This is a genomic window from Deltaproteobacteria bacterium HGW-Deltaproteobacteria-6, assembly GCA_002840435.1.
Taxonomy (GTDB): domain Bacteria; phylum Desulfobacterota; class Syntrophia; order Syntrophales; family Smithellaceae; genus UBA8904.
Genome location: PHAT01000001.1, coordinates 755,219 through 777,320, shown reverse-complemented (window position 1 = coordinate 777,320; position 22,102 = coordinate 755,219). Strand labels below are relative to the sequence as shown.

Below are 22,102 nucleotides of genomic sequence, written 5' to 3'. Positions count from 1 at the left end.
TTGGATGGATCCGTATTTTCAGATGTTCGATAAATGAGGGCCGTTTACCTGCCCGGCTGTTTCATGACAGGCAAGATGCAGAAAAAAAGTGTCTACCCAAGCACTTCCCTGACCCTGGTCGCGAGATCTTTTAAAGTAAATGGTTTGGAAATAAATTTTACACCTTCGTCCAGTACGCCCTGGAGCGCGATGACATCCGCCGTGTACCCGGACATGAACAAACGCTTCAGACCCGGCTTAATGGCAATGATCAACTCCGACAGTTCCTTTCCGTTGATATTCGGCATCACCACATCGGTGAGCAGCAAGTCAATGTCATGGCTGTGTTCGCGGGCCAACTGCAGCGCCTGATCTTTGCTGCCGGCCGCCAGCACTTTATAGCCTAGTAGTTCAAGCATATTCTTGCTGAGCTTCAAGACGGTTTCTTCATCTTCTACAATAAGAATGGTCTCATGACCCCCCTGTATTTCAGGTTCCTGCTGATCATCATTTGCTTCCATGTCTTTATCCATACAGCGGGGAAGGTAGATCCTGAATGTTGTACCCTGTCCCGGCTCGCTATACACATTGATGAATCCGTTATTCTGCTTGACAATGCCATATACAGTAGCCAGGCCAAGACCTGTTCCCTGACCTTCTTTCTTGGTGGTGAAGAAGGGTTCAAAAATATTGGCAAGTGTTTCCTTATCCATGCCGCAGCCGTTGTCGCTGATGACCAATAAAATGTACGCGCCGGGAATGCATTCCGGCTGGTCCATGCAGTATGCTGCATCGCAGGTGGTGTTGGCGGTTTCGATCGTGATCCTTCCTGTTTTATCTATGGCATCACGGGCATTCACGGCCAGGTTAGCCAGGAGTTGGTCCAGTTGAGACGGGTCTATTCTCACCTTCCACAGGTTGTGACCGGGATGCCAGACCAGGTCAATGTTCTCGCCGATGAGCCTCTGGAGCATCTTGAGCATGCCGGTTACTGTATCATTCAGGTCCAGCACTTTGGGACTGATCGTCTGCTTTCGGGCAAACGCCAGCAGCTGACGGGTCAGATCGGCAGACCGCATTCCGGCATTCATAATTTCCTGCAGCGATCTATAGAGAGGTTCAGAGGATTGAATCTTGTTCATGGCCATCTCCGTATTGCCGATGATTACGCTGAGCATGTTGTTGAAGTCATGGGCAACGCCACCGGCGAGGCGCCCCACGGATTCCATCTTTTGCGCCTGAGTGAGCTGTACTTCAAGTTGCTTCCTTCCGGTTAAGTCGACCAGAGAAGCGATGCTTTCTTTCGTTTCGGGAATGACGGCGATGCTGATAAAGAGATACAGCATCTCGCCTTTCCGGTTTAAAAATCGGAATTCATAGGAAGAGGGCGCCAGTGCGGAATCGACCCGGCGTATTTTATGATAGGTTTTCATTTTTTGCAGATCATCAGGATGGATGAAAACCGTCCAACTCATCTTACCTTCCAGTTCGTTCTTCGGATACCCGCATAAGTTGGCGAAATTGTCATTGGCCATGAGGATGGTTGTGTCTTCGGCGATGATGATATTAGCCGTAGCCGTACTCTCAAAGATTGTTCTATATCGCTTTTCGCTTTTCTGAAGAGCATCCTCCGCCTTTTTCCGCGCGGTAACATCTCTGGAAACACCATGGAGACCGGTCAAAACGCCCTGATCATTGCGAAGTCCGGTGATGACCGTTTCCATCCAGCGGGTTGAACCGTCCTTGTGATAGTATTCCAGGACAAGAACCGCTTTTCTTTCGGGATCCCCTTGCCCCTGTGCTTCAAGGGTCAACTCTCTGGCCATGGCCTCTAATCCGAAAAACAATGAATCGGGCGTAAATTGCTGGTCAATGGTCTGACGCATTCGCTCTTCCTGCGTGAATCCCAGTACGGTCTGGACGGAGGGGGTAACATAGAGCGTCCGCAAATTCATATCCGCAATCCATACGATGTCGGTCATTTTTTCGGTCAGCAGTCTGTATTTTTTTTCGTTTTCCCTGAGCGCTTCTTCCATTTCACGGCGTTCGGTCGTATCCCGGGAAAGACCGACAAAGCCGGCAGGTATTCCTTGTCCGTCCCTGAGCAGTGTAATGACCGTATCGGCCCACATCGTGGAACCATCCTTGCGGTAGAATTCGAGTTCTGCTTTTATCGAAATATCTTCCTGATGATTTGCTAATCTGTCCGGAGTGAGATTTTTCTCGATCAATGCAAGAGCTGTTTGAAGTGATTGCGGTGAAAGATGCTGTTCCAGGGAAAGATTCTGAAGCTCTTCCAGTGTAAAACCGCGCTTGTGTTCGGCGGATGGAGAAATCCAGTTGGTTCTCAGGTTCATATCCATAAGCCAGACGCTGTCTCGAACATTGTCTGTGATCAACCGGAAGCGTTGTTCGGTTTCCTTAAGTGATTCTTCCGTCCGCTTGCGATCGGTGACATCGCGGACATTCATCACGAAACCCGCAATGACCGGATTATCGAGAAGGTTCTTACCGATACCCTCCATGATGAGTTCGGCGCCGTTTTTATGCCGGATGCGGAAGTTGTTGGGGATGGAAACTTCCTTTGTCAGAAGGGCCATGCCGAAATCTTTACCGGCTCTGGAATGATCTTCAGGTATAATCAAATCAAAACTGTTTTTGCCGATCAGTTCGTCGGGTCTGTAGCCGACGATCCTCTCCACTGACGGACTTACATAAGTAATGCTTCCCTTTCCATTGATAATAAAAAGGACATCGGATGAATTAATGGTGATCTCCCGGAAAAATTCCTCGCTGTCCCTCAGTTTCTTCTCCATCTTTTTACGCTCGTCAATTTCCTCTTCAAGCGTTCGATTGACGATTTGATACGCGACCGTGCGGCTTTCCAGCTCCCGATTGATGCAATTGATTCTTTCCCGGTCTGTTTCCGTCTGCTGCATCAGAAAAAAATTACGCCGGGCATAGTATTCCAGGGAATAACAGGCAATCATTCCCATCACATTCGCACTGATAAAAAAGAAATTGTTGTTGATCAAAACGGAGAAGGGTGTGGGGCTGATCCAGATGGCCGAGATTTCGTAGAGAACCACCAGCACCCAACCGGCGAAAGAAGCCCAGAGAAACGGGATACGGACAAAGGTATAGGTCCATATGAAAACGAGCATCACCCCCGCATAATAGTAATAATTGACCGGTTGCGGAGCAATAAAGACCATCCAGATGATTCCCCCGCCGGCCACAAGGGAGACGAAGGTCATCAAAGGATTTATGTACCATTGAAACGATCTCGAAAACGACAACAGAAATGTCCCGATCAGTGCGGGGCCGACAACAGCAAAGCGGATCAGCCATATCGTGGATTTATGTTCCGGCATGAGCAGCAGATCGAGAATGCCGAAAGCCGAGTAGAATAATAGTCCGATAATCAGAGCCGCACGATTGTGGGGCAGTGAAGCCCGGAAGTATTCGCGCTGAAATGGTTTCTCGAGATCCGCCGAGTCTCCGGAGAATTTGAGTGTAAGCAAATGCAGATTCATCACGCTCTGGTTATTCATGATTAATTTCCTGATTTGTTTATACAGCCGTGCAGGATTCGTATCATGTAATTATGAATCGACCAACCCCGTTTCTCCTGCCGCCGTAGGTTGCGGTTTTATCCTCATTTTCAGCGTGGTTCTGCAGCGTTCAAAAAGTATGAACGGCTGTTGATTTTAATGTAACATAAAAAGATAGAATGGAGAATCAGGAATTATGAACGTAACAGACACAATGCGAAGCGCAGGTATTATTGAATTGACTTACCCTACCAACCTGTCTATACTTTTCACTGCAAATATTCATTGTTGCTGAGGTGTTTTCATTAAGACCCATGACAAAAAGCAGTCTTTCCAGATTGCTTACAGCCTCTTCCCCGAACAACTGGAGACGCCATGTCCATGAATAAAAAACCCGCCTATCATGATCTGGAACAAAGAATAAAAGTGCTTGAAAAAGAAGCTGCGGAGGCCGGAAGACTCCACGCGGAGTTGCGGGAAAGCGAAAAAAAATACAGGCTTCTAACGGAGAAAATGACCGATGTCGTATGGATCACCGACATGAATTTGCAGACGCTCTATATTACCCCCTCCGCGCGAACAGTGCTCGGGTTCAACCAGGAAGATCAAATCCCTCTGACTGTCGAGGAGCAAATGACACCGGAGTCATGGACGCTTGCGATCGAGACTCTGGCCGGGGAGCTTGCCCTCGAACAACAGGGTCATGCGGATCCCGACAGAAAAGTAACCCTGATCCTGGAATATTATCATAAAAACGGGTCAACCCGCTGGTTCGAGACAACCATTGGCGGCCTTCGCAATGACCAGGGCGTTTTGACCGGACTTCATGGTGTGTCGCGGGATGTCACTGAGCGAAAGCTTGCGGAAGAAGCCCTGCGGAAAAGTGAGGAGGTTTATACCAGACTGGTTAACACGATTCCCGATATGATTGCCCGCACCGACCTTGACGGCAAGATTCTTTATGTAAACGACTACACCCTTCAGTTCAGTGGGTACAGCCGCGAGCAACTTGAAGGGCAGAACCTGCTCATGTTCATAGCTTCCGAAGACCAGGAAAGGCTGATTCAAAATATATCCCTGGTCATGGAGGGGCGTAAGCAGGGGCCAAGTGAATATCAAATGATCATGAAAGGCGGAAGGAAAGTTCCTTTTGAGGTGACCGGCGGTGTTTTGCGTAATGAAGACGGATCGCCGTTCGGCTTTGTCAGTGAGTGTCGGGATATCAGCGAACGCAAGCGGGCGGAAGAACGCCTTAAGAAGAGCGAAGAAAAGTATCGTCAGCTTGCCGAGACCGCGCATGATTTAATTGTGACCGTGGATCTTGATTTCAGGATAACGTATGTGAATAAAGCCAGCCTCATTTATGCGGACGGCATTGATCTGATTGGGATGAGTCTACTGGCTTTTACACCGCCGCATCTGCATTCAGTTCAAAAGGAAATGATGCAAAAAAGACGCGAAGGATTCAGCGAAACACTGGCTTTTGAATGGGAACTGATCCCCCCCTCGGGTAAAACGTTGACGTTTGACATCCGGGCATCTTTATTAACGGATGATGGAAAACCTTCAGGTGTATTGTTAATCGGCAGGGACAGTACGGAACGTCATCATGCGGAAGAGCTGCTGCGCCAGTCCGAAGAGAAATTCCGAAAAGTCTTCATATCGACACCGGACTGCATGGCCATTACACGAATAAAGGATGGACTCATTATTGATGCAAATAAAGGATTTGAAGAGGTTACCGGATGGCTGGGAAGCGAGGCTATAGGAAAAACTTCCCATGAAATTAATTTCTGGAGCAATCCTTTTGATCGGGATTTTATGATTGAGGAATTGAAGGCTGGCCGGGACGTATTATCTCGTGAGTTTCAATTCCGGCGAAAGGACGGCGTGGTGCGCAGCGCCCTCTATTCCGTCCGATCCATTCAAATCGCTGAAGATACGTGTGCTATTTTCAGCATGCAGGACATTACTGATCTGAAGCGACTGGAGGAAGATCGTCAGAATCTGGAGCAGCAGCTGTTCCATGCTCAGAAAATGGATGCCATCGGACAACTGGCCGGTGGCGTCGCCCATGATTTTAACAACATGCTCAGCGTGATTATCGGCAATACGGAAATGGCGATGCGCAAAGTTGACTCCCCTGAATTCCTCCGTAATGCCCTGGAAGACACCATGAACGCGGCGAAACGGTCGGCGGATCTGACCCGTCAGTTGCTGGCGTTTGCCCGCAAGCAGACGATCAGCCCCGAGGTTCTGGACATGAACGACATGGTGACCGGCATGCTCAAGATGCTCAACAGACTTATCGGCGAGAACATCAATCTGGTCTGGATGCCGGGCCGGAAACTCTGGAATGTCAGGATTGATCCTTCCCAGGTTGATCAAATTCTGGTTAATCTCGTGGTGAATGCCCGTGACGCAATGAATATGGCGGGAAAAATCATTATCGAAACGTCCAATAAGATATGCGATGAAACCTACTGTTCAGGCATGCCGGAATGCGTTCCCGGTGAATATGTTTTATTGACGATGAGCGACGACGGTTGTGGAATGGAAAAAGAAGTCTTGGCCAATATCTTTGAACCATTCTTTACGACCAAGAATATCGGACAAGGGACAGGTCTGGGGCTGGCCACTATTTATGGAATCGTGAAACAAAACGGCGGATTCATCAATGCCTACAGCGAACCGGGACAGGGAACAACATTCAGGATCTATCTTCCCCGGTACAGCGCGGCGATCATGGAATCTTCTGATCATCAGGAAGGGGTGGAAGCGCAGAGCGGCACCGAGACGATATTAATTGTGGAGGATGAGGAATCGGTGCTGAAACTCAGCCGCGACATGCTGGAAATACTGGGCTACAGGGTGCTGACGGCCAGTAAAACAGATCAGGCCGTTCGACTGGTCGGAGAATATGACGGAAACATTGACCTGCTGCTTACCGATATCGTGATGCCGGATATGAACGGAAAGGAACTGTCGGAACGGATTATCCCCATTAAACCGGGTATGAAATGTCTTTATATGTCGGGGTACACGGCAGATGTGATTGCGCGCCAGGGGATTCTTGATGAGGGCATAAAATTCATTTCCAAACCGTTTTCTTTAAGAGATCTTGCCGCGAAGGTCAGAGAAACACTCGAGTAAAGATCATGAAACAGGATATGCCATATGGGGATAATCGTTAAAAAACCTTATAATTCAATGTTGGCGGCATTTTAGCTGTTGGAAATTTATCCCGTTTTGCATAAACGGAACAATATCCTGGATGAGAAGATGATATCATGAAGGAAATAGCCTATACCGGCATCGGAAGAAATACTCTTTTTACGGGACTGATCAGCCATGCTGCCGCCTTCCTTGCAGCGATGATGGCGGCTTCCGGTAGAGAATATTTTTTCGGCATTGTCTTTTTTTTCTCCTGTTTTCTTTTTATCATCGGCGCCTTTGCGGAATTGAAGAACAGAGGCTGCCGGCCTTTGATCGACTGGCGATTCTACGTGATTGTAGCAGTAACTGTTTTTCCTTTTCTTGGGCCTTTAGTGATTATGGGGCTGTTATACAGCATCCCGAAAAGCGGGGAGACACAAAACAATGGCCTGTCCGGTCTGCTTCCGGCGTTCTTCAGGTTAAGAGCGAATGGGCTGGTTCTTTTTTTGCTGCTGGTCTTTCTGTTTATCTTGTTTGTTTTCACAGGCAGCCAGGATGATCCCTACTTCAAAAGAAGCCATCGGAACGATCCCCATAGAAATTTGCCGAAGTCTGTTGCAGCGGCGGATCATCACAGGGATTGCGTCCAGACGGTAAAAATATTCAGCCGACGGGATAGGTGAAGCATCTTGATGAAAAAATATCAGCCGGAACGAACGGATTTATTGATCAATACGGATTGGGGCATTCCCCGTGATGGAATGACGGAAGAGGAAGCCCGGAGTAAGAAAATGCGGCTTTTTCACAACCGTTGGGTAACCAACGAAGAAAAAAAGCAGCTCAAAGACGAACGAAATGCCTATGCTGCCATCCGGGTCATCGGTTTTGCCCTGCTTTTCATTTGCGTTCTTGTTCTGATCAATATCCGACTGATTGCAGCAGACGGCATTACCACTGTTGTTGTGGCCGTCCTTTACGCGTTCGCCGCGACAGTTACCGGCTCCGGCGTGATCCGGTATGCGCTCTGGGCCCGCTACCCGGCCATTTTAATATTTCTGTCCTTTTTTATTCTGCCGTTCATGCCGCTCTTTGAAAGCGAAAAAGGCGCGCCGCTGCTGTTTATCCTGGGAATGGCGGGTCTTTATTATTTCCTGCGCAAGACAGCCCGGAAAATCTTCTGGCCGCAGGCCGGGGTAAAGTCCGATAATAGAAAAATCCGTCCGCTTGTTCGTAAAACAGCTTATGCGATGGCCCTGCTGATCAGTTTATCAGCCGGGTATTTTGTTTATGAGATGAGTCAGGCGAAGCGTATGGCTGCGGATGCCTGCGGTATGGCGCGGGCGGGAATGCCGGTGGAGGAATACTTGTCAAAATTATCCGGTGAAGATTATAAAATTATCCGGGGATCTGAAACGATCACAATTGTGCCGAAAAGAGGGTTGGGCAGGAATAACTGCACGCTCACCCATGACGGCCGGAACATGACAGGCGCAAAAACAGGTTTTATCGATTAATAAACGGCCGGGAATGACGGAGGAAATGAAAAAGCAGTGGGCATATGTTTGCATGCAAAAAAATGTTGCGTCAAAGTGAAACTTAAAATGAAAGCCGTAAAACGTTTTGCAGGGATGTTGTTGCTGCTTGCCTTGGGCATATGTTTTTACTCCTGCATCGGACCGGTTCCGGTCGATGTGGTGATGATCGGCAACGAATTGTATTTTGTGCTGGAAGAAGAACGGGAAATCGCCGCGATCCAGGTGCAGGTTTTCACCCCCGACCAGGGGAAGCGTGACGGGGAAACGATGTGGGCGCTTCACCACGACCTGGCCACTCCCGTGAAAAAAAGAAAATATCCCAATCTGCGGCGGATAAAATACGGGCAGATACTGGATGAGTTTTCCCACGTCATCGGACCGGCGCCGTTAAAAAGAAATGTGGAATATCGGGTTGGCATCAACATGGGGGATAAATTTGCCCGAGAGGTCTTCATCATTACGGACGACGGCAAGATCGTGATGCCCTATCGCAGGGTTAAAGAGAAAAGTATGGAATAGCGGCACCGGAAAAACGATAGAAAAATAAAAGCAGCGCAGAAAATTAAAGAAGGAAAACAAAACATGATCAGAAAAAGGTCAGGCAGCATCGGTGTCGTTACTATTATTTGTATTCTGATTACAGCATTTGCTTTTGCCGCTGAGCGGGCTTCATTCGGTGTGATGATCAAGGCTGTAACGGCCGAATATGCTCAATTTATCGGTCTGGAAACTCCTGTGGGCGCCTACGTTGTGTCGACGCCGGCCACGGGCGACCTGCGGCCCGGTGATGTCGTTTTGAAGGTTGATGACCGGATTATTAAGGCGCCTGCTGATCTGCAGGAAGTTGCAAGACTGCATCAGCCGGGTGATCAGGTGCAGTTGCAGATTGCGCGGGGTAAAGAGCGGCTTCAAATAAGCTACATCCTGAAGAGAGTTGCCGTTTCACCGGGTATGGTTCGTCCGGGCCAGCCCTCCCGGGCTTCGGCCATGGCAGGATCTTTATCTACCATTGAAAGTTCACGCTTTGAACAGGAGGTATTGAAGTCCGACCAGCCGGTGTTGGCCTATTTTTATGCGAACTGGTGTGCACCCTGCAAAATGTACCTGCCGATCGTGCGTGAGGCCGGTAAGCAGTATCCCGACGTTAAAATCGTCGGTATTGATATCGATAAAAGCGGTGATATCGTCAGGCGCTACGGGGTTTCAGGAATTCTGCCGACGGTCATCCTGTTCAACGGCGGCCGGGAAGTTGACAAGATTTCACGGCCGTCGCGCATAGAGCAGATCAATGAACTGCTGGCCAAGACACGAAGCGACAATAACGAAATTGAAGTATTTGCCGCAATCGGCAGGGGGAACTGGATCTTGCAGGTTGCTTTTATCAAAAACACTCAGCTGATTGCCGCCAGAGATGCAACCGGGACGGTTCATGTCTGGGATTACCAGCGGGGAGCTCTGTCGAAAACCTATCGTGCGGCGGTATCCGGTTTGTCCCCCAACGGGTCCTATGCTGCCCTGGCCGACCAGAGCCGGACCATCGTCCACATTGTAGATATCGCAAAACAGCGGCAGAAATCCATCCGGACACAACAGTTTGTCGAAAAATTAGCGATATCACCGCTGGGCACTGCGGTGGCCGGTTTCGGAGCAGACCACAATGGCCGGTTCAGCGTCGATATCCGGAATCCGGACAACCGGCTTATCAAATCCATTCCGGTTGACCCGGCAACCAGTCCGCAGTCGGTGATGTTTGTTTTTTCACCGGACGGCGCTCATTTCGCGCTTTCCACTTTGAACAAACTTGAATTTTTCTCCACGAAGAGCTGGACGCGGGAAACGGTTGTTGCAATGAAAGGTACGGCGGCGGTGTTGCAGTTTACATCAGACAGCAAGACCGTCTCGATCCCGGGGAAAGATGAAGGACTTATCGACCTGCAGGGCAACAAACAGCGTGGATCTGACGGCCGCGTGGTCGTGGGCAGGCCGGATGATCGTCTGGCCATTGCGGATAATGGCGATAACTCGTTTCGTCTGATGAGCAACGCCTCCGATGGGAAAGGACTTCGATTTGCCGGTCATCGGGCTCCAATCAATGCGGGGGCGGCAAGCGATGAGGTTCCGTGGCTGGCCAGCGGCAGCTCGGACGGGACCGTCAGGCTGTGGGATCAGGCAACAGGCAGAGAGATTGCGCAGTTTGTTGACTTCGGCAACGGTGAATGGATCGTGATTACGAAGGAAGGGTATTACAACTCCTCTGCCCGGGGGCATGAATACCTCAAAATCCGCAGGGGCAACAAGGTTTATGGGATTGACCAGTTCTATGATGTGTTTTACCGTCCTGATATCGTATTGGCAAAACTCAAAGGAGAGAATATTACCGGTCTGGTTACGTTGACGGTGGAAGAAGCGATCATGAATCCACCACCCGCCGTAAAATTCTTGCCGGTCCCCTCTGAGACCGGCGATCCGCAAGTGAAGGTCTGTTATCAGATCCAGAGCACAGGCGGCGGCATCGGAGAGGTCCGCCTGTTCCAAAACGGCAAGCTGATCAAGTCGGATGGATTTTATCGTGACGTTGCGGCGCAGAGCACGATAGCAACCATGAAACTGGCTCAAGTAGACAGCAAGGCTGTTTATCAGGATATGCGGTCTCTCACCATTAAGGAAAAGCAGAGTCCCGGCGCACACGTGCTCCGGGCCAAGAGTGATTCGTTTGATGAATGTGTGGAGTTGGAGACCATTGCCGGTGAGAACGAAATCAGCCTGACCGCTTTCAATGCTCCCAATACCGTGCAAAGCGTGATGGGTACGACCCGTTTCATATCCACCCGTATGCCCGCTGCACCGCATCTGTATATCCTGGCTGTGGGCATTGACCGGTATCGCGACGCTTCCATTAATTTAAAATATGCGGCCAAGGACGCCCGGGACTTCATTGCCCGATTAGCGGACAAGGCAAAGACCATCTATCCGCCCTCCAACATCCATTTGACCACGCTGCTTAATGATCAGGCCGGCAAACGAAATATCATGGCCGCCATTGAAAAACTGGCGGGGCAGGTGAAACACGGCGACGGCTTTATTTTCTTCGACGCCTCCCACGGTCTGCTTTTGCAAAACCAGTACTACATCGTCACCAGCAGCTTTGACGGGCGGCTGGATAAAAACGTCAGCCTGATCAGCTCCAATGAGATTGTAGAAATGTCCAAAAAAATTAAAGCCCTGTCCCAGCTTTATATTTTTGACACCTGTCATGCCGGCGGGGTGGATAACATTGTCAGCGGACTTTATGATGCCCGCATGTCGGTGCTGGCCAAGAAAATGGGACTGCACATCTATGCCTCGGCAGGATCGGTTCAAACGGCTCTGGACGGTTATCAGGGCAACGGCCTTTACACCCATACCCTTTTAGCGGGATTGAAAAACGATAAAGCGGTGGATAAAGAAGGCAGTGGCGCGGTGACGGTTAAAAGCCTGGGAATCTACTCAAAGGAAATGACCATGGAGATTTCCACTAAGCTCGGTCATCCCCAGACGCCGGTGATCATCAATTTCGGCAAAGACAGCAAATTATTTGATGTGCGTTAAAAAAGACCATGATGTGATTTTCCGGAAGCTGACAGATTTTGTGGAAGAGAAGTTGCCGGAAATCACAAAAAAGTATAAACAGGAAACTCAAAATTTCCATGATGGACTATGGAAATGGTTTTCAGTTGATGAAAGAAAAACAAACTTCAATGGAGGTTTTATATGCGTAAGATTTTATTTTTTGTTGCGATATGTATTATGCTGGCCGCACCGCTTTACGCCGCGCAATCCACGATTAAGATTGCGGAAGGTTCGGCCTGTATGGGGGATGACAAGTCGCGCAAACAGGCTGAGACGTCGGCGCTGGCCGAAGCCAAAAGAAACGCCGTCGAATCGGTCCTGACCTATGTGTCGTCGGCAACCGAAGTGAAAAACTTTGAACTTCAGAAAGATTTAATTTCCGCTTATACCAATGCCACGGTTTCGGTGATTGAGACACTGGAAAAGGCCTGGTATAAAGATCCGGCGCAGGGCGACTGCTACAAGATCAAGCTGAAGGCCGAAGTAATTCCGGACGAAAAGGCCATGAAGAAAGCGTCGGAGAAAGCCAGTGATGCCATCCTTGATGATCCGTCACTGCCTCTGGCCGTGAAAGTATGGACGGATAAAGCGTCTTATCACACCGGCGAGAAAATAAAAATTTATCTCAAAGGCAACAAGCCTTTCTTTGCCCGGGTGATTTACCGGGACGCGGCTAAAAACAGTTTGCAGTTGCTGCCCAATCCCTACCGTCAGGACAATTACTTTCAGGGCGGCGTCATTTATGAAATCCCTTCCGGTAATGATAAATTTGAACTGGAAGTGAACCCGCCTTTCGGCGAGGAAAATATTATCGTTTATGCCAGTGTCACCGAACTGGGTGATTTGAATTTAAAAGAAGAAGGCAGTGTTTATTCGGTAAAAACAAAATCAAAGGACATCGGCATCAAGACAAGAGGCGTTAAAATCAAAGCCGGCGGGCAGAGCAGCGCCGTGCAGGCCGCGGAATTTTCCGAGGGGAAAGTGGTTTTAAAAACAAATAAGTAGTTTAGAAATCATCGCTGAAGCAGACATCAATCCGGTCATTATATCCGGAAACATGCCGGGTTATCATCGATGATCTTGTTGTGTTGAAACAGGCAGAGCAAACCACACGTTTGCTCTGCCTGTTTGTAAAATGCTCCTTAAGTCATGAATGCTAGAATTTATATTTACCGGCCTCTATGTTGCGGTATATTTCATCAGTCAAGGCCACATAGCCATCATTGTCCGGCAAAAGCACATAGATGTCTTCCTTCACCTGTGACAGGTCGTACGCTTGAGTTTTGAGGTTCGTTTTCTTTATCTTGTGGGTGGCGGTCCACTCAAAATCGGTTACGAAACGGACAAACAGCGGCACGGCGTATTTCGGCAGGCTTGCTTTCAGATGCGAGGCGAGTCTGGATATGTCGAGGGATTCTTTTTCATCTTTCACGACAGCGGCCATTCCCGCCTTGCCGTCGCAGCCGTGAATGGAAATACCGTACACCGCGGAGGATGAAACGCCCGGAAAAGTATCAATAGCCTTTTCGACTTCCTGCGTGGCGACATTTTCGCCTTTCCAGCGGAACGTATCGCCCAGCCGGTCGGCAAATTGCGCGTGTCGAAATCCCATATTCCTGAGCAGGTCGCCTGTATTAAACCACATGTCTCCTTTTTTGAAGGCATTGCGGATGATTTTTTCCTCTGTTTTCTTCTTGTCGGAATAGCCGGGGAAGGGCGTCTTTTCGGTAATTTCCATGATCAAAAGCCCGGTTTCACCTTTGCCGACTTTTTTCAGGTATCCTTTAGCGTCTCTCACCGGCACATCGTTTTCCGTATCATAGGCGACCAGGGCAAACGGCGTGACACTTGTTCCTACGCTGTAATCAAAGTTAAAAATGTTGGTGAAAACACCCACACCTTCGGCGGCGCCGTAAAATTCATAAATCTTCTTGATGCCGAAACGCTTTTTAAAAGGCATCCAGATGTCGGGCCTCAGGCCATTGCCGACAATATATTTCAGCGTGGTCTGATGATCGTCGGGCTTGGCGGGCAGCGCCATCAGATAGCGACAGACTTCTCCCACGTATACAAAATGGGTTGCCTGAAATTGCCGGACATCATCGAGGAATTTACTGGCGCTGAATTTTCTGCGCAGGGCCACTGCCGCTCCGTTATACAGCGCCGGGGGCCACCCCACGGTAATGGCGTTGGTATGAAAAAAGGGCAGCGGAATGTAGATGGTATCGGAGGGCTTCACGCGCATGACGACTCGTCCAAACCAGAACATGGCGGAGACCGCCCGTTTATTGATAATGACGGCCGCCTTGGGGAGGCCGCCGGTCGTGCCTGATGTGTAAACATAGGACACCGCGTCCTTGAGCGTGACGCTCGGGGTTGTGGTCGGATTTAAGGTACTCATCAGTTCGAGTTCAGGTGTGATGTCTTTGATGTCTTTAGGTGAGATTTTACCCGTATCCCGGACCATGACCAGCACCGACTTCTCCAGGTTGATTGATGCGCGGGATTCGCTGAAAAAGTCATAACACTCCTCCCCGATGATGACGACCTTTCCGGGATTCAAATTGAAACTATGCACCAGGGAATCTCCCCGTTGGTTCGTATTGATGAGTGAAGCGATAGCGCCGACTTTGGAACAGCCGCAATAAGCGGCAAGCAGTTCCGGCCGGTTTTCAAAACAGAGGGCCACCACATCGCCCTTGCCCACCCCTTTGGAGATGAGGTAATGGGCGAAACGGTTCGCGCGCTCGTTCAGTTCACGATAGGTGAGCGATCCATCCGGTGACTTGACCGCAGCGTTTTGTGGAAATTGTTTCGCGATTTTTTCCAGTTCCAGACCCCATGAATTGTTTTTGTTGCTGCCGATGCTCCGGAGGCCTTTGACGGTGCTCACGATCATCGACGGCAGGCGCCAGAGAATCTGAGATATTTTAGTGATGAATTCGGATAAACTGATGGTGGTGTGAATTTTGGCTGGTTGTGTGCTCATGTTTTCTGCTCCTCGTTTCATTTTCGTTTTGCGCAGGCTTCTTTTTCAACCGGGTGCCAGATACTGCCCTCATTGATCAGAAACCGCTCGGGTTTGTCTTCATAAGCTTCGTGAATGACGTTTCTATTCTTATCCAGGTAAACAAATCTTGTAAACCGGATCAAATGACTGGAACAATTAATTTCACAGAGGATTTCGATGGACTTGAATTCTTGATGGGGTTTTCTGACGGATTCCAGATAGTCGTTGATAAAGCGCAAATATTTGCTTCGGATTGACGGGGCAATCTTAACCCATATCGCTTGCGTGTCCGGAGCGGGTGAACTCAAACGGGCTGTATCGGCAAAAACAGCATCCCGATATTTTGTATAGCCGGTCAGACGCCAATTGGCGGTCATTCTTTCGGCAAACAGGATTGAAGGCAGGAGCATCAACAGGCAAACAAGAAATAATACGGATTTCCATTTCATCATCATTGAATGTCCTTCTCCGGGTTGCATCTCTGCGCACTCTACAGTAAAATGAGAGGAAATAAAATAGCGGATATTGAAACGGGACACATATTTTGCTTCATTGACAGGAGGCAATCCGAACCTATATTAAAACGGCGTTAAATCGTTTGGTTACAAAATACTATAAAAATACTTGCAATTGAAATGGATTAATTTTAATTATATTCTGAAATCGCCGAAGGATAGTCATAATAAAAAGCCGTATTTAAATCAGATTTTTAAGGAGTACTTATGTGGGAATACACAGATAAGGTTAAAGAGCATTTTCTCAACCCGCACAATGTGGGTGAGATTGAAAATCCGGATGGCGTGGCCGAAGTCGGGTCGCTGGCCTGCGGTGATGCGCTGAAACTCACCTTTAAACTCGATGAAAACAAGCGCATTTCCGACGCCAAATTCAAAACATTCGGTTGCGCCAGTGCCATTGCATCATCTTCGGCTCTGACCGAAATCATCAAAGGGATGACAGTTGATGAAGCGCTTAAAGTCAGTAATCAGGATATTGCCCGGTATCTGGGCGGTTTGCCGGATGAAAAGATGCATTGCTCCGTTATGGGTAAGCAGGCGCTGGAAAAAGCGGTGGAAAATTATCGGGGCGCACCGGCGCTTGCGGCGGGTGAAAAAATTATTTGTGAATGCTTCGGTGTAACGGATAAGGAAATCGAACGGGCTATTCGTGAAAATAATCTGGCAACCGTGGAAGATGTCACCAATTATACCAAGGCCGGCGGAGGCTGCGGGGGTTGTCAGGACGCCATTGCCCAGATCCTCGATCGGGTGAAGGCTGAGCCGAAAACGGACACCAGGCCGAAACTTACCAATATTCAGAAAATCAGGCTGATTGAAGAAACGATCGAACGGGAAATCAGACCCTCTCTGAAACAGGATGGCGGGGATATAGAGATCATCGACATTATCGGCAATCGGGTAATTGTTGCCATGCGCGGAGCATGTGCCAGCTGCAAGGCATCGAATATCACGCTGAAAGATTTTGTCGAACACAGGCTCAAAGAAATTGTCTCGCCGGACATCATCGTTGAGGAGGCAGCCAAATGAAAATCATTTATCTCGACAACAATGCCACAACACAGGTAGCCCCGGAAGTGCTGGATGCCATGATGCCTTATTTCCGCGATCTTTACGGCAATCCTTCCAGCATGCACACGTTCGGGGGGCAGGTTGGCCAGAAAATACGCGTCGCGCGCGAGCAGGTGGCGGCGCTTCTGGGCGCTTTGCCGGAAGAAATTGTTTTCACCAGCTGCGGGACGGAAAGCGACAACTCCGCAATTCGATCGGCTTTGATGACCAGACCTGACAAAAAGCATATTGTGATCAGCCGCGTGGAGCATCCGGCCGTCCGCACCCTTTGTTCGCATTTAAATACCGAGGGCTATCGGATTACAGAACTGCCGGTTGATAAAAACGGCATTCTTGATCTGGAAAATCTGGAGAAAAGTCTGACACCCGATACGGCTATTGTCAGCCTGATGTGGGGTAACAATGAAACCGGTGTCATTTTCCCGGTGGAAGAAGCGGCAATGCTGGCGCACGAAAAGGGTATTCTCTTCCATACCGACGCGGTTCAGAGCACCGGTAAAATTCCCATCCATATGAAAAATAATGTTATTGATATGCTGTCCGTCTCCGGCCACAAGCTGCATGCGCCAAAGGGAATCGGTGTTCTCTATATCCGGCGCGGCACCAAATATTCACCTTTTCTGATCGGCGGACATCAGGAAAAGGGGCGGCGAGGCGGTACGGAAAACACACCGAGTATCATCGGGCTGGGGATGGCCTGTGAACTGGCGGCTAAAAATCTGGAAAAGGAAAATACCTATGTCCGCCGTCTGAGGGATAAACTGGAAAATGAACTATTAAAGAAGATTCCCAAGAGCCGTGTCAATGGCGATATTGTTAATCGTCTGCCCAATACCACGAACATCAGCTTTGAATATGTGGAAGGAGAGGCGATTCTGCTTCTGATGAATGAGTTGGGTATTTGTGCTTCGTCAGGATCCGCCTGCACATCCGGATCTTTGCAGCCATCACATGTGCTGCGGGCCATGGGTGTTCCGTTTACAATGGCGCACGGTTCAATTCGTTTCAGCCTGAGCGTTAATAACACCGAAGAGGAAGTTGACTTTGTTATTGAGAAAATGCCGGCGATTATCGACAGGTTGCGCGGCATGTCCCCCTTCTGGAATACCGCTGAGCAGGCCTGCGCCAAACAATAGGAGTTTGTACTGATGAAGCGCTTAAGCAACGGTGATAAATGTAAAAATGAAATAAAATCGGCAAAAAATTATCGCGATGAAGTCCCCGCGATTGTTGATGAGCTTGTCTCTTCATGCAGCAAGGGAGGATGTTTTGATCATGTCAGCGCGGAACCGATTCCTTATCGGGAAGCGATTATCGATATTCTGCGCCGCCTGGCACTGATTCTATATCCGGGATATTTTGTGCGCACCCGGCTGGATTCCACCAATTTGGAATATTATCTCGGCCAGCAGGCGACCGCTCTTTATGAAATCCTTTCCGAACAGGTTGTACTGGCTATTCGTCATGATTGTATTCGTCTGAACCAGCCCTGTGTGCATTGCGAACCGCTCGGACATCAACTGACTGTTGAATTTCTCCGGCAGCTGCCCCAATTACGTTCAATGCTGGCCAAAGATATCCGCGCCGCTTTTGACGGGGATCCAGCGGCCAAAGGGTATGATGAAATTATCTTCAGCTATCCGGGGATCTGGGCGATCATGGTTTACCGGATCGCCCATGAACTCTATCATCAAAATATTCCGCTCATCCCGAGGATTATGACCGAATATGCTCATAGCCGGACAGGCATTGATATCCATCCGGGCGCCCATATCGGTGAGAGCTTCTTTATTGATCATGGCACGGGTGTTGTCATTGGAGAAACATGCACGATCGGTAACCGCGTGCGTATCTATCAGGGGGTTACGCTGGGGGCATTGTCCTTATCGAAAGCGGACTGCAAGCGTTTGAGATCCAAAAAACGCCACCCGTCGATTGAAGATGACGTCATCATTTATGCCAATGCCACCATCCTGGGCGGTGATACGGTTGTCGGCAAGCGTTCCGTGATCGGCGGCAACGTCTGGCTGACGCATTCTGTGGCGCCCGACACGGAAGTGTTTATTAAAAAGCAGGATTTAATATTTGGCGAAAAGCAGTATAAAAAACAGGCATCTAAACAAAAGTTGCGCTGAAAGAACGGAGCATGCCGGATAAGGGAATGGACAGCTGCGGGTTGTTTTGTTCCGGGGATCAAAAGTTTGCGGCGATGTAATTTATGGATGTAACCCGCCGGAAACAACGCTCCGGGCAGGGTTCGCCACAAAAAAAAATGAAAAAATAAGATGGAATATTTATAAAAAAGGTGGATTTTTTTTTAAATAAGATATATTTTCGCTTAACCGTTTTCCAAAATAAAACTTTTTAAAGGGGTGTCCAATGAACAGAGCAGAGTTAATCGAAGAAGTGGCAAAAGCGACATGCACAAAGAAAGAGGCTGATGCGGCGGTTAGTGCGACATTGGCGGCAATCCAGAAAGCACTCAAAAAAGGTGACAGCGTAACGTTGGTGGGATTCGGCACCTTCTCCGTGAGCAAGAGAAAGGCTCGCAAGGGCAGAAACCCCCAGACGGGCGAAGCCATTAAGATTGCTGCCAAGAAGGTTCCGGTATTCAAAGCCGGCAAGGGTTTGAAAGACGCAGTTAAATAAGTTTATATTTGTTATCATTCAATAAAAAAGAGCCGCCTCATTTCTGATGAAGCGGCTTTTTTTTGGCTTTTATACAGGGAATATCTTGCTTGTTCTATGATGTTTATTCGCGGAACAGGGATGTTCTTCCGCCATCCACCACCAGATCATGACAATTCACAAAACTTCCTTCGTCGGAAGCCAGGAACAGGGCGGCATAGGCGATATCCTTATCCAGTCCGGCGCGTGGCAGCGGTGTGGCCTTGGCCAGGCTTGCTTTCAGCTTTTCCATTTTCTGCGCGTTTTTCTCGTCGGAAAGCGTGTTGGCAACCTGGGAGCCGCCCCAGAAAATAGGTGTGGCGATTGCGCCGGGTGAGATGCTGTTCACGCGGATGCCCGAAGGGCCAAGCTGCGTGCCGGCCAGACGCGTAATGTGGGTCACCGCTGCTTTGGCTGCCGTGTAAAGGTAGCCGCCCTGATTCATGCGGATGGCCGCGACACTGGAGTTATTGATGATGCAGCCCGCGCTCTGGGCTTTCATGATGGGAGCCGCATGCTTCATGCCGAAAACGACGGCGCCCAGAAGAAGATTCATGCTGTAATTGAAATCTTCTGGAGTAACGGTTTCCAGTGTGCCGCGATCGGGTCCGCCGGCGTTATTGAACAGGCAGTCGAGCCTGCCGAAACGCGATACGGCTGAATCGAGGAGTGCCTTGATGTCCGCCTCAACCGTTACGTCGGTGCGCTGATAGACGACATTGGCGCCCAGTCGTTTGGCGATGGCGGCGCCTTTTTCTTCCGAGCGTCCGGCAATAATCACTTTGGCGCCTTCGGCGGCAAAGACTTCGGCCGTTGCCTCGCCGATTCCACTGGTCCCGCCGGTTATAACGGCTACTTTGTTTTCCAATCTTTTGCTCATATCTTAATTCTCCTGAAAATGGATTTGATGTTTGTCTAATGGATAAACATTCAAGCGCTTGAGGTTGATAATATTCTCTGACGACATTGTCAAACCAAATTTGCAGGCAGGTTATTCCCTGGTTTTATTTATTGAATGTTTATGGTATTAAAAAACCCGTTCAATGTTCAGCAACCGGATGGCTACAGCAAAAATATCCATTAACCCGCCTGATCGGGAGGAAAAGTTCTACCGGACTCACCATCAAAGAAAGGAGTCTTTATGAATCACCCCGAATTGACCCAGCAAGCTTTAAGCATCTTGCGATGTCCCGACAATTTTCAGTGGTCTGTCATCACGCTTCTGGCTCTGGTCGTCTATGTTTACACCAATGAGATCAGTAAAAAAAACTGGAAGGGGATTGCCGCCGGCCTTTCGCTTTATCTGGTGCACTGGTTTTACGAGATCGGTAATGCCCTGATTCAGTATGGAAGCGGACACGCCCTCTGGACGGTCCCCACCGGCACTTCATTTTTGCTTTTGGTCGGCGTCGGAATTGAACTGAGCCTGATGTTTTCTGTTGCCGGTCTGGTGCTCTCCAAAATCCTTCCCGAAGATCCCAAAATGAAAATATTCGGCGTCAATAACCGCATCTTCTTTGCAGTGGTCAATGCAGGCCTGTTTTCAATCATCGAAATCTTTCTGGCGAAAACACCGGCCTTTCACTGGGTTTACAACTGGTGGGGAGCGTTCCCGGTTTTTCTCACCGTTTATATTCCCTTCTTTGTGGTTTCGTTTTTGTGCTACGATTGGAAGCCAAAAGTGCAATGCGCCGTGATCGGTGCCCTTTTTGTTGTGGATGCCCTCATGATGATCGTGTTTGCGGGCATTTTGAAATGGATATAAATAATCAGTTTTCTGATAAGGAGAAAAAAATGATACTGCCGGAATATGTGACAGCGAAAGAAGTAGCGAGAGTTTGCGCTGAGATCGGGATGGACGACTGGTCCAAAAGGACTGAAGCGGTTGTCTCAAAAGAGGAGGCGTATGCGATTCTTGAAATTGTTAATACCGAAAGCATGATCATTCCCCTCGAGGATTTCCGTATGGGACTGGAGGTCGAACTGGAGCACGGCACAAGATTTAAAGACGCCAATGTTACCAATAACCATCCCATCCTGACCGGAAAAATCGTTCTGGCCCATCTTAAGGAAACCATGGACTACTACAGAAGGATCGATGTGGCGGAGCTGGAAGGCGATCTGCTCAAAGCGATTCTGGAAGGCAATGCGGCCAAGATCAGGGCGAAGTATGAAAAACTTGCCGAAGCGCAAAAAGTACTCAGTGATGTAATTGCCAAGCAACTGAAATAAACAAAACCGGTCATATGACGAAAACAGGAGACACATGATTATGAAAAAAATGCAGTATTCGATCGAGGACCGTATGGCCAGGATCACTCTGGATGACGGAAAAATGAATGTAATGAACTGGGAATTTTTCAGTGAACTGAACGATTGCCTGGATCAGGCTGAAGCCGACTGCGCCCAGGTTCTCATCTTTACATCAAAGCCGGGTGTTTTTTCCGCAGGTCTCGATTTGAAGCTTCTGCCGACCTTGTCGTTTCCTGAGCAGTTCAAGTTTCAGAAAACGTTTGCCACAACCATGCTGAGGATTTACTTATTCCCCATTCCGACGATTGCCGCCTACTCGGGCCATTCCATTGCCGGAGGCGCGATTCTTTCTTATGCCTGCGACCGCTTCATGATGGTTGACGGGCCGTATAAGATCCAGATCAATGAAATCGCCAACAATATGGCTCTGCCCAGTTGGATACTGCTCATTTGCCGCTCTTCGATTCCCCCCGGTTTCTGGAAAGAAGCTCTGCTGCATGCCCATATTTATTCTCCCCGCGAGGCTTTTGAAAAAGGCATCATTGATGATCTGGTACCCGAAAACGGCGATGTTCTGGAAGCCGCAAAAGTTTACGCCAAAGATCTTTTCCGACTGAATGTTCCCATGTACGCGGTATCCAAAAAATTCATGCGTCAGAAGGAAGCGGATGAGGTCATGAATGTGTTTGAGAAGGAACTTCTGGGACTGGTTATAAAGTAACATTTTACCGTTCAACTAGCGGTAGCCAA

At 49.0% G+C, this 22,102-nt stretch carries 17 protein-coding genes; 13 read left to right on the top strand and 4 right to left on the bottom strand.

Translation table 11 applies throughout. The features are described 5' to 3' along the window. Positions 1 to 92 precede the first annotated feature (92 nt). Entirely contained in the window at positions 93 to 3,533 is a 3,441-nt protein-coding gene (locus CVU71_03570) for a hypothetical protein (GenBank protein PKN20869.1), read from the bottom strand. A gap of 375 nt (positions 3,534 to 3,908) precedes the next feature. Here CVU71_03570 and CVU71_03565 point away from each other — a divergent pair, with 375 nt between their 5' ends. From CVU71_03565 to CVU71_03540, 6 genes are all read left to right on the top strand, one after another. After that, on the top strand, positions 3,909 to 6,686 hold the full coding sequence (locus tag CVU71_03565; GenBank protein PKN20868.1) for a hypothetical protein: 2,778 nt from the start codon (positions 3,909 to 3,911) through the stop codon (positions 6,684 to 6,686). A gap of 137 nt (positions 6,687 to 6,823) precedes the next feature. Continuing rightward, on the top strand, positions 6,824 to 7,372 hold the full coding sequence (locus tag CVU71_03560; GenBank protein ID PKN20867.1) for a hypothetical protein: 549 nt from the start codon (positions 6,824 to 6,826) through the stop codon (positions 7,370 to 7,372). A 9-nt stretch (positions 7,373 to 7,381) separates the two neighbouring features. Next, positions 7,382 to 8,203, top strand: a complete 822-nt coding sequence (locus CVU71_03555) for a hypothetical protein (protein PKN20866.1) — start codon at positions 7,382 to 7,384, stop codon at positions 8,201 to 8,203. A 36-nt stretch (positions 8,204 to 8,239) separates the two neighbouring features. After that, the gene (locus tag CVU71_03550) at positions 8,240 to 8,743 is read left to right on the top strand and encodes a hypothetical protein (protein ID PKN20865.1); all 504 of its coding nucleotides are present in this window, start codon (positions 8,240 to 8,242) and stop codon (positions 8,741 to 8,743) included. Positions 8,744 to 8,806: 63 nt separating this feature from the next. Further along, entirely contained in the window at positions 8,807 to 11,812 is a 3,006-nt protein-coding gene (locus CVU71_03545) for a hypothetical protein (GenBank protein ID PKN20864.1), read from the top strand. A 162-nt stretch (positions 11,813 to 11,974) separates the two neighbouring features. Next, the gene (locus tag CVU71_03540; GenBank protein ID PKN20863.1) at positions 11,975 to 12,838 is read left to right on the top strand and encodes a hypothetical protein; all 864 of its coding nucleotides are present in this window, start codon (positions 11,975 to 11,977) and stop codon (positions 12,836 to 12,838) included. Positions 12,839 to 12,989: 151 nt separating this feature from the next. On the opposite strand, the gene CVU71_03535 is transcribed toward CVU71_03540, so the two are convergent. Both CVU71_03535 and CVU71_03530 read right to left on the bottom strand, forming a co-directional pair. After that, a complete protein-coding gene (locus CVU71_03535; GenBank protein PKN20862.1) occupies positions 12,990 to 14,843 on the bottom strand; it encodes a long-chain-acyl-CoA synthetase in 1,854 nt (617 codons plus the stop codon). Then, positions 14,840 to 15,298, bottom strand: a complete 459-nt coding sequence (locus tag CVU71_03530; protein PKN20861.1) for a hypothetical protein — start codon at positions 15,296 to 15,298, stop codon at positions 14,840 to 14,842. Before CVU71_03530 ends, CVU71_03535 begins: the two co-directional genes overlap by 4 nt. Positions 15,299 to 15,565: 267 nt before the next feature. On the opposite strand from CVU71_03530, the gene nifU reads away from it, so the two are divergent. The 4 genes from nifU (at position 15,566) to CVU71_03510 (ending at position 19,081) form a co-directional block, all read left to right on the top strand. Beyond that, positions 15,566 to 16,390 carry a Fe-S cluster assembly protein NifU gene (gene nifU / locus CVU71_03525; GenBank protein ID PKN20860.1) on the top strand — a complete coding sequence of 275 codons (825 nt, stop codon included), beginning with the start codon at positions 15,566 to 15,568 and terminating at the stop codon, positions 16,388 to 16,390. Then, complete coding sequence (gene nifS / locus CVU71_03520; protein ID PKN20859.1) at positions 16,387 to 17,568, top strand: cysteine desulfurase NifS; 1,182 nt, start codon at positions 16,387 to 16,389, stop codon at positions 17,566 to 17,568. The genes nifU and nifS overlap by 4 nt, the downstream gene beginning before the upstream one ends. 12 nt (positions 17,569 to 17,580) lie before the next feature. Continuing rightward, on the top strand, positions 17,581 to 18,567 hold the full coding sequence (locus CVU71_03515; protein PKN20858.1) for a serine acetyltransferase: 987 nt from the start codon (positions 17,581 to 17,583) through the stop codon (positions 18,565 to 18,567). A 244-nt stretch (positions 18,568 to 18,811) separates the two neighbouring features. Beyond that, the gene (locus tag CVU71_03510) at positions 18,812 to 19,081 is read left to right on the top strand and encodes a DNA-binding protein HU (GenBank protein PKN20857.1); all 270 of its coding nucleotides are present in this window, start codon (positions 18,812 to 18,814) and stop codon (positions 19,079 to 19,081) included. 103 nt (positions 19,082 to 19,184) lie between these two features. On the opposite strand, the gene CVU71_03505 is transcribed toward CVU71_03510, so the two are convergent. Continuing rightward, a complete protein-coding gene (locus CVU71_03505) occupies positions 19,185 to 19,979 on the bottom strand; it encodes a short-chain dehydrogenase (protein ID PKN20856.1) in 795 nt (264 codons plus the stop codon). Positions 19,980 to 20,240: 261 nt separating this feature from the next. Here CVU71_03505 and CVU71_03500 point away from each other — a divergent pair, with 261 nt between their 5' ends. Genes CVU71_03500 through CVU71_03490 form a run of 3 tightly spaced genes read left to right on the top strand, consistent with a single transcriptional unit; the run spans position 20,241 to position 22,073 of the window. Beyond that, the gene (locus CVU71_03500) at positions 20,241 to 20,864 is read left to right on the top strand and encodes a hypothetical protein (protein ID PKN20855.1); all 624 of its coding nucleotides are present in this window, start codon (positions 20,241 to 20,243) and stop codon (positions 20,862 to 20,864) included. 29 nt (positions 20,865 to 20,893) lie between these two features. Then, positions 20,894 to 21,331: a hypothetical protein gene (locus CVU71_03495; GenBank protein PKN21054.1), complete on the top strand. Its 438-nt coding sequence runs from the start codon at positions 20,894 to 20,896 to the stop codon at positions 21,329 to 21,331. A gap of 34 nt (positions 21,332 to 21,365) precedes the next feature. Continuing rightward, a complete protein-coding gene (locus tag CVU71_03490) occupies positions 21,366 to 22,073 on the top strand; it encodes an enoyl-CoA hydratase (protein ID PKN20854.1) in 708 nt (235 codons plus the stop codon). Positions 22,074 to 22,102 lie beyond the last annotated feature (29 nt).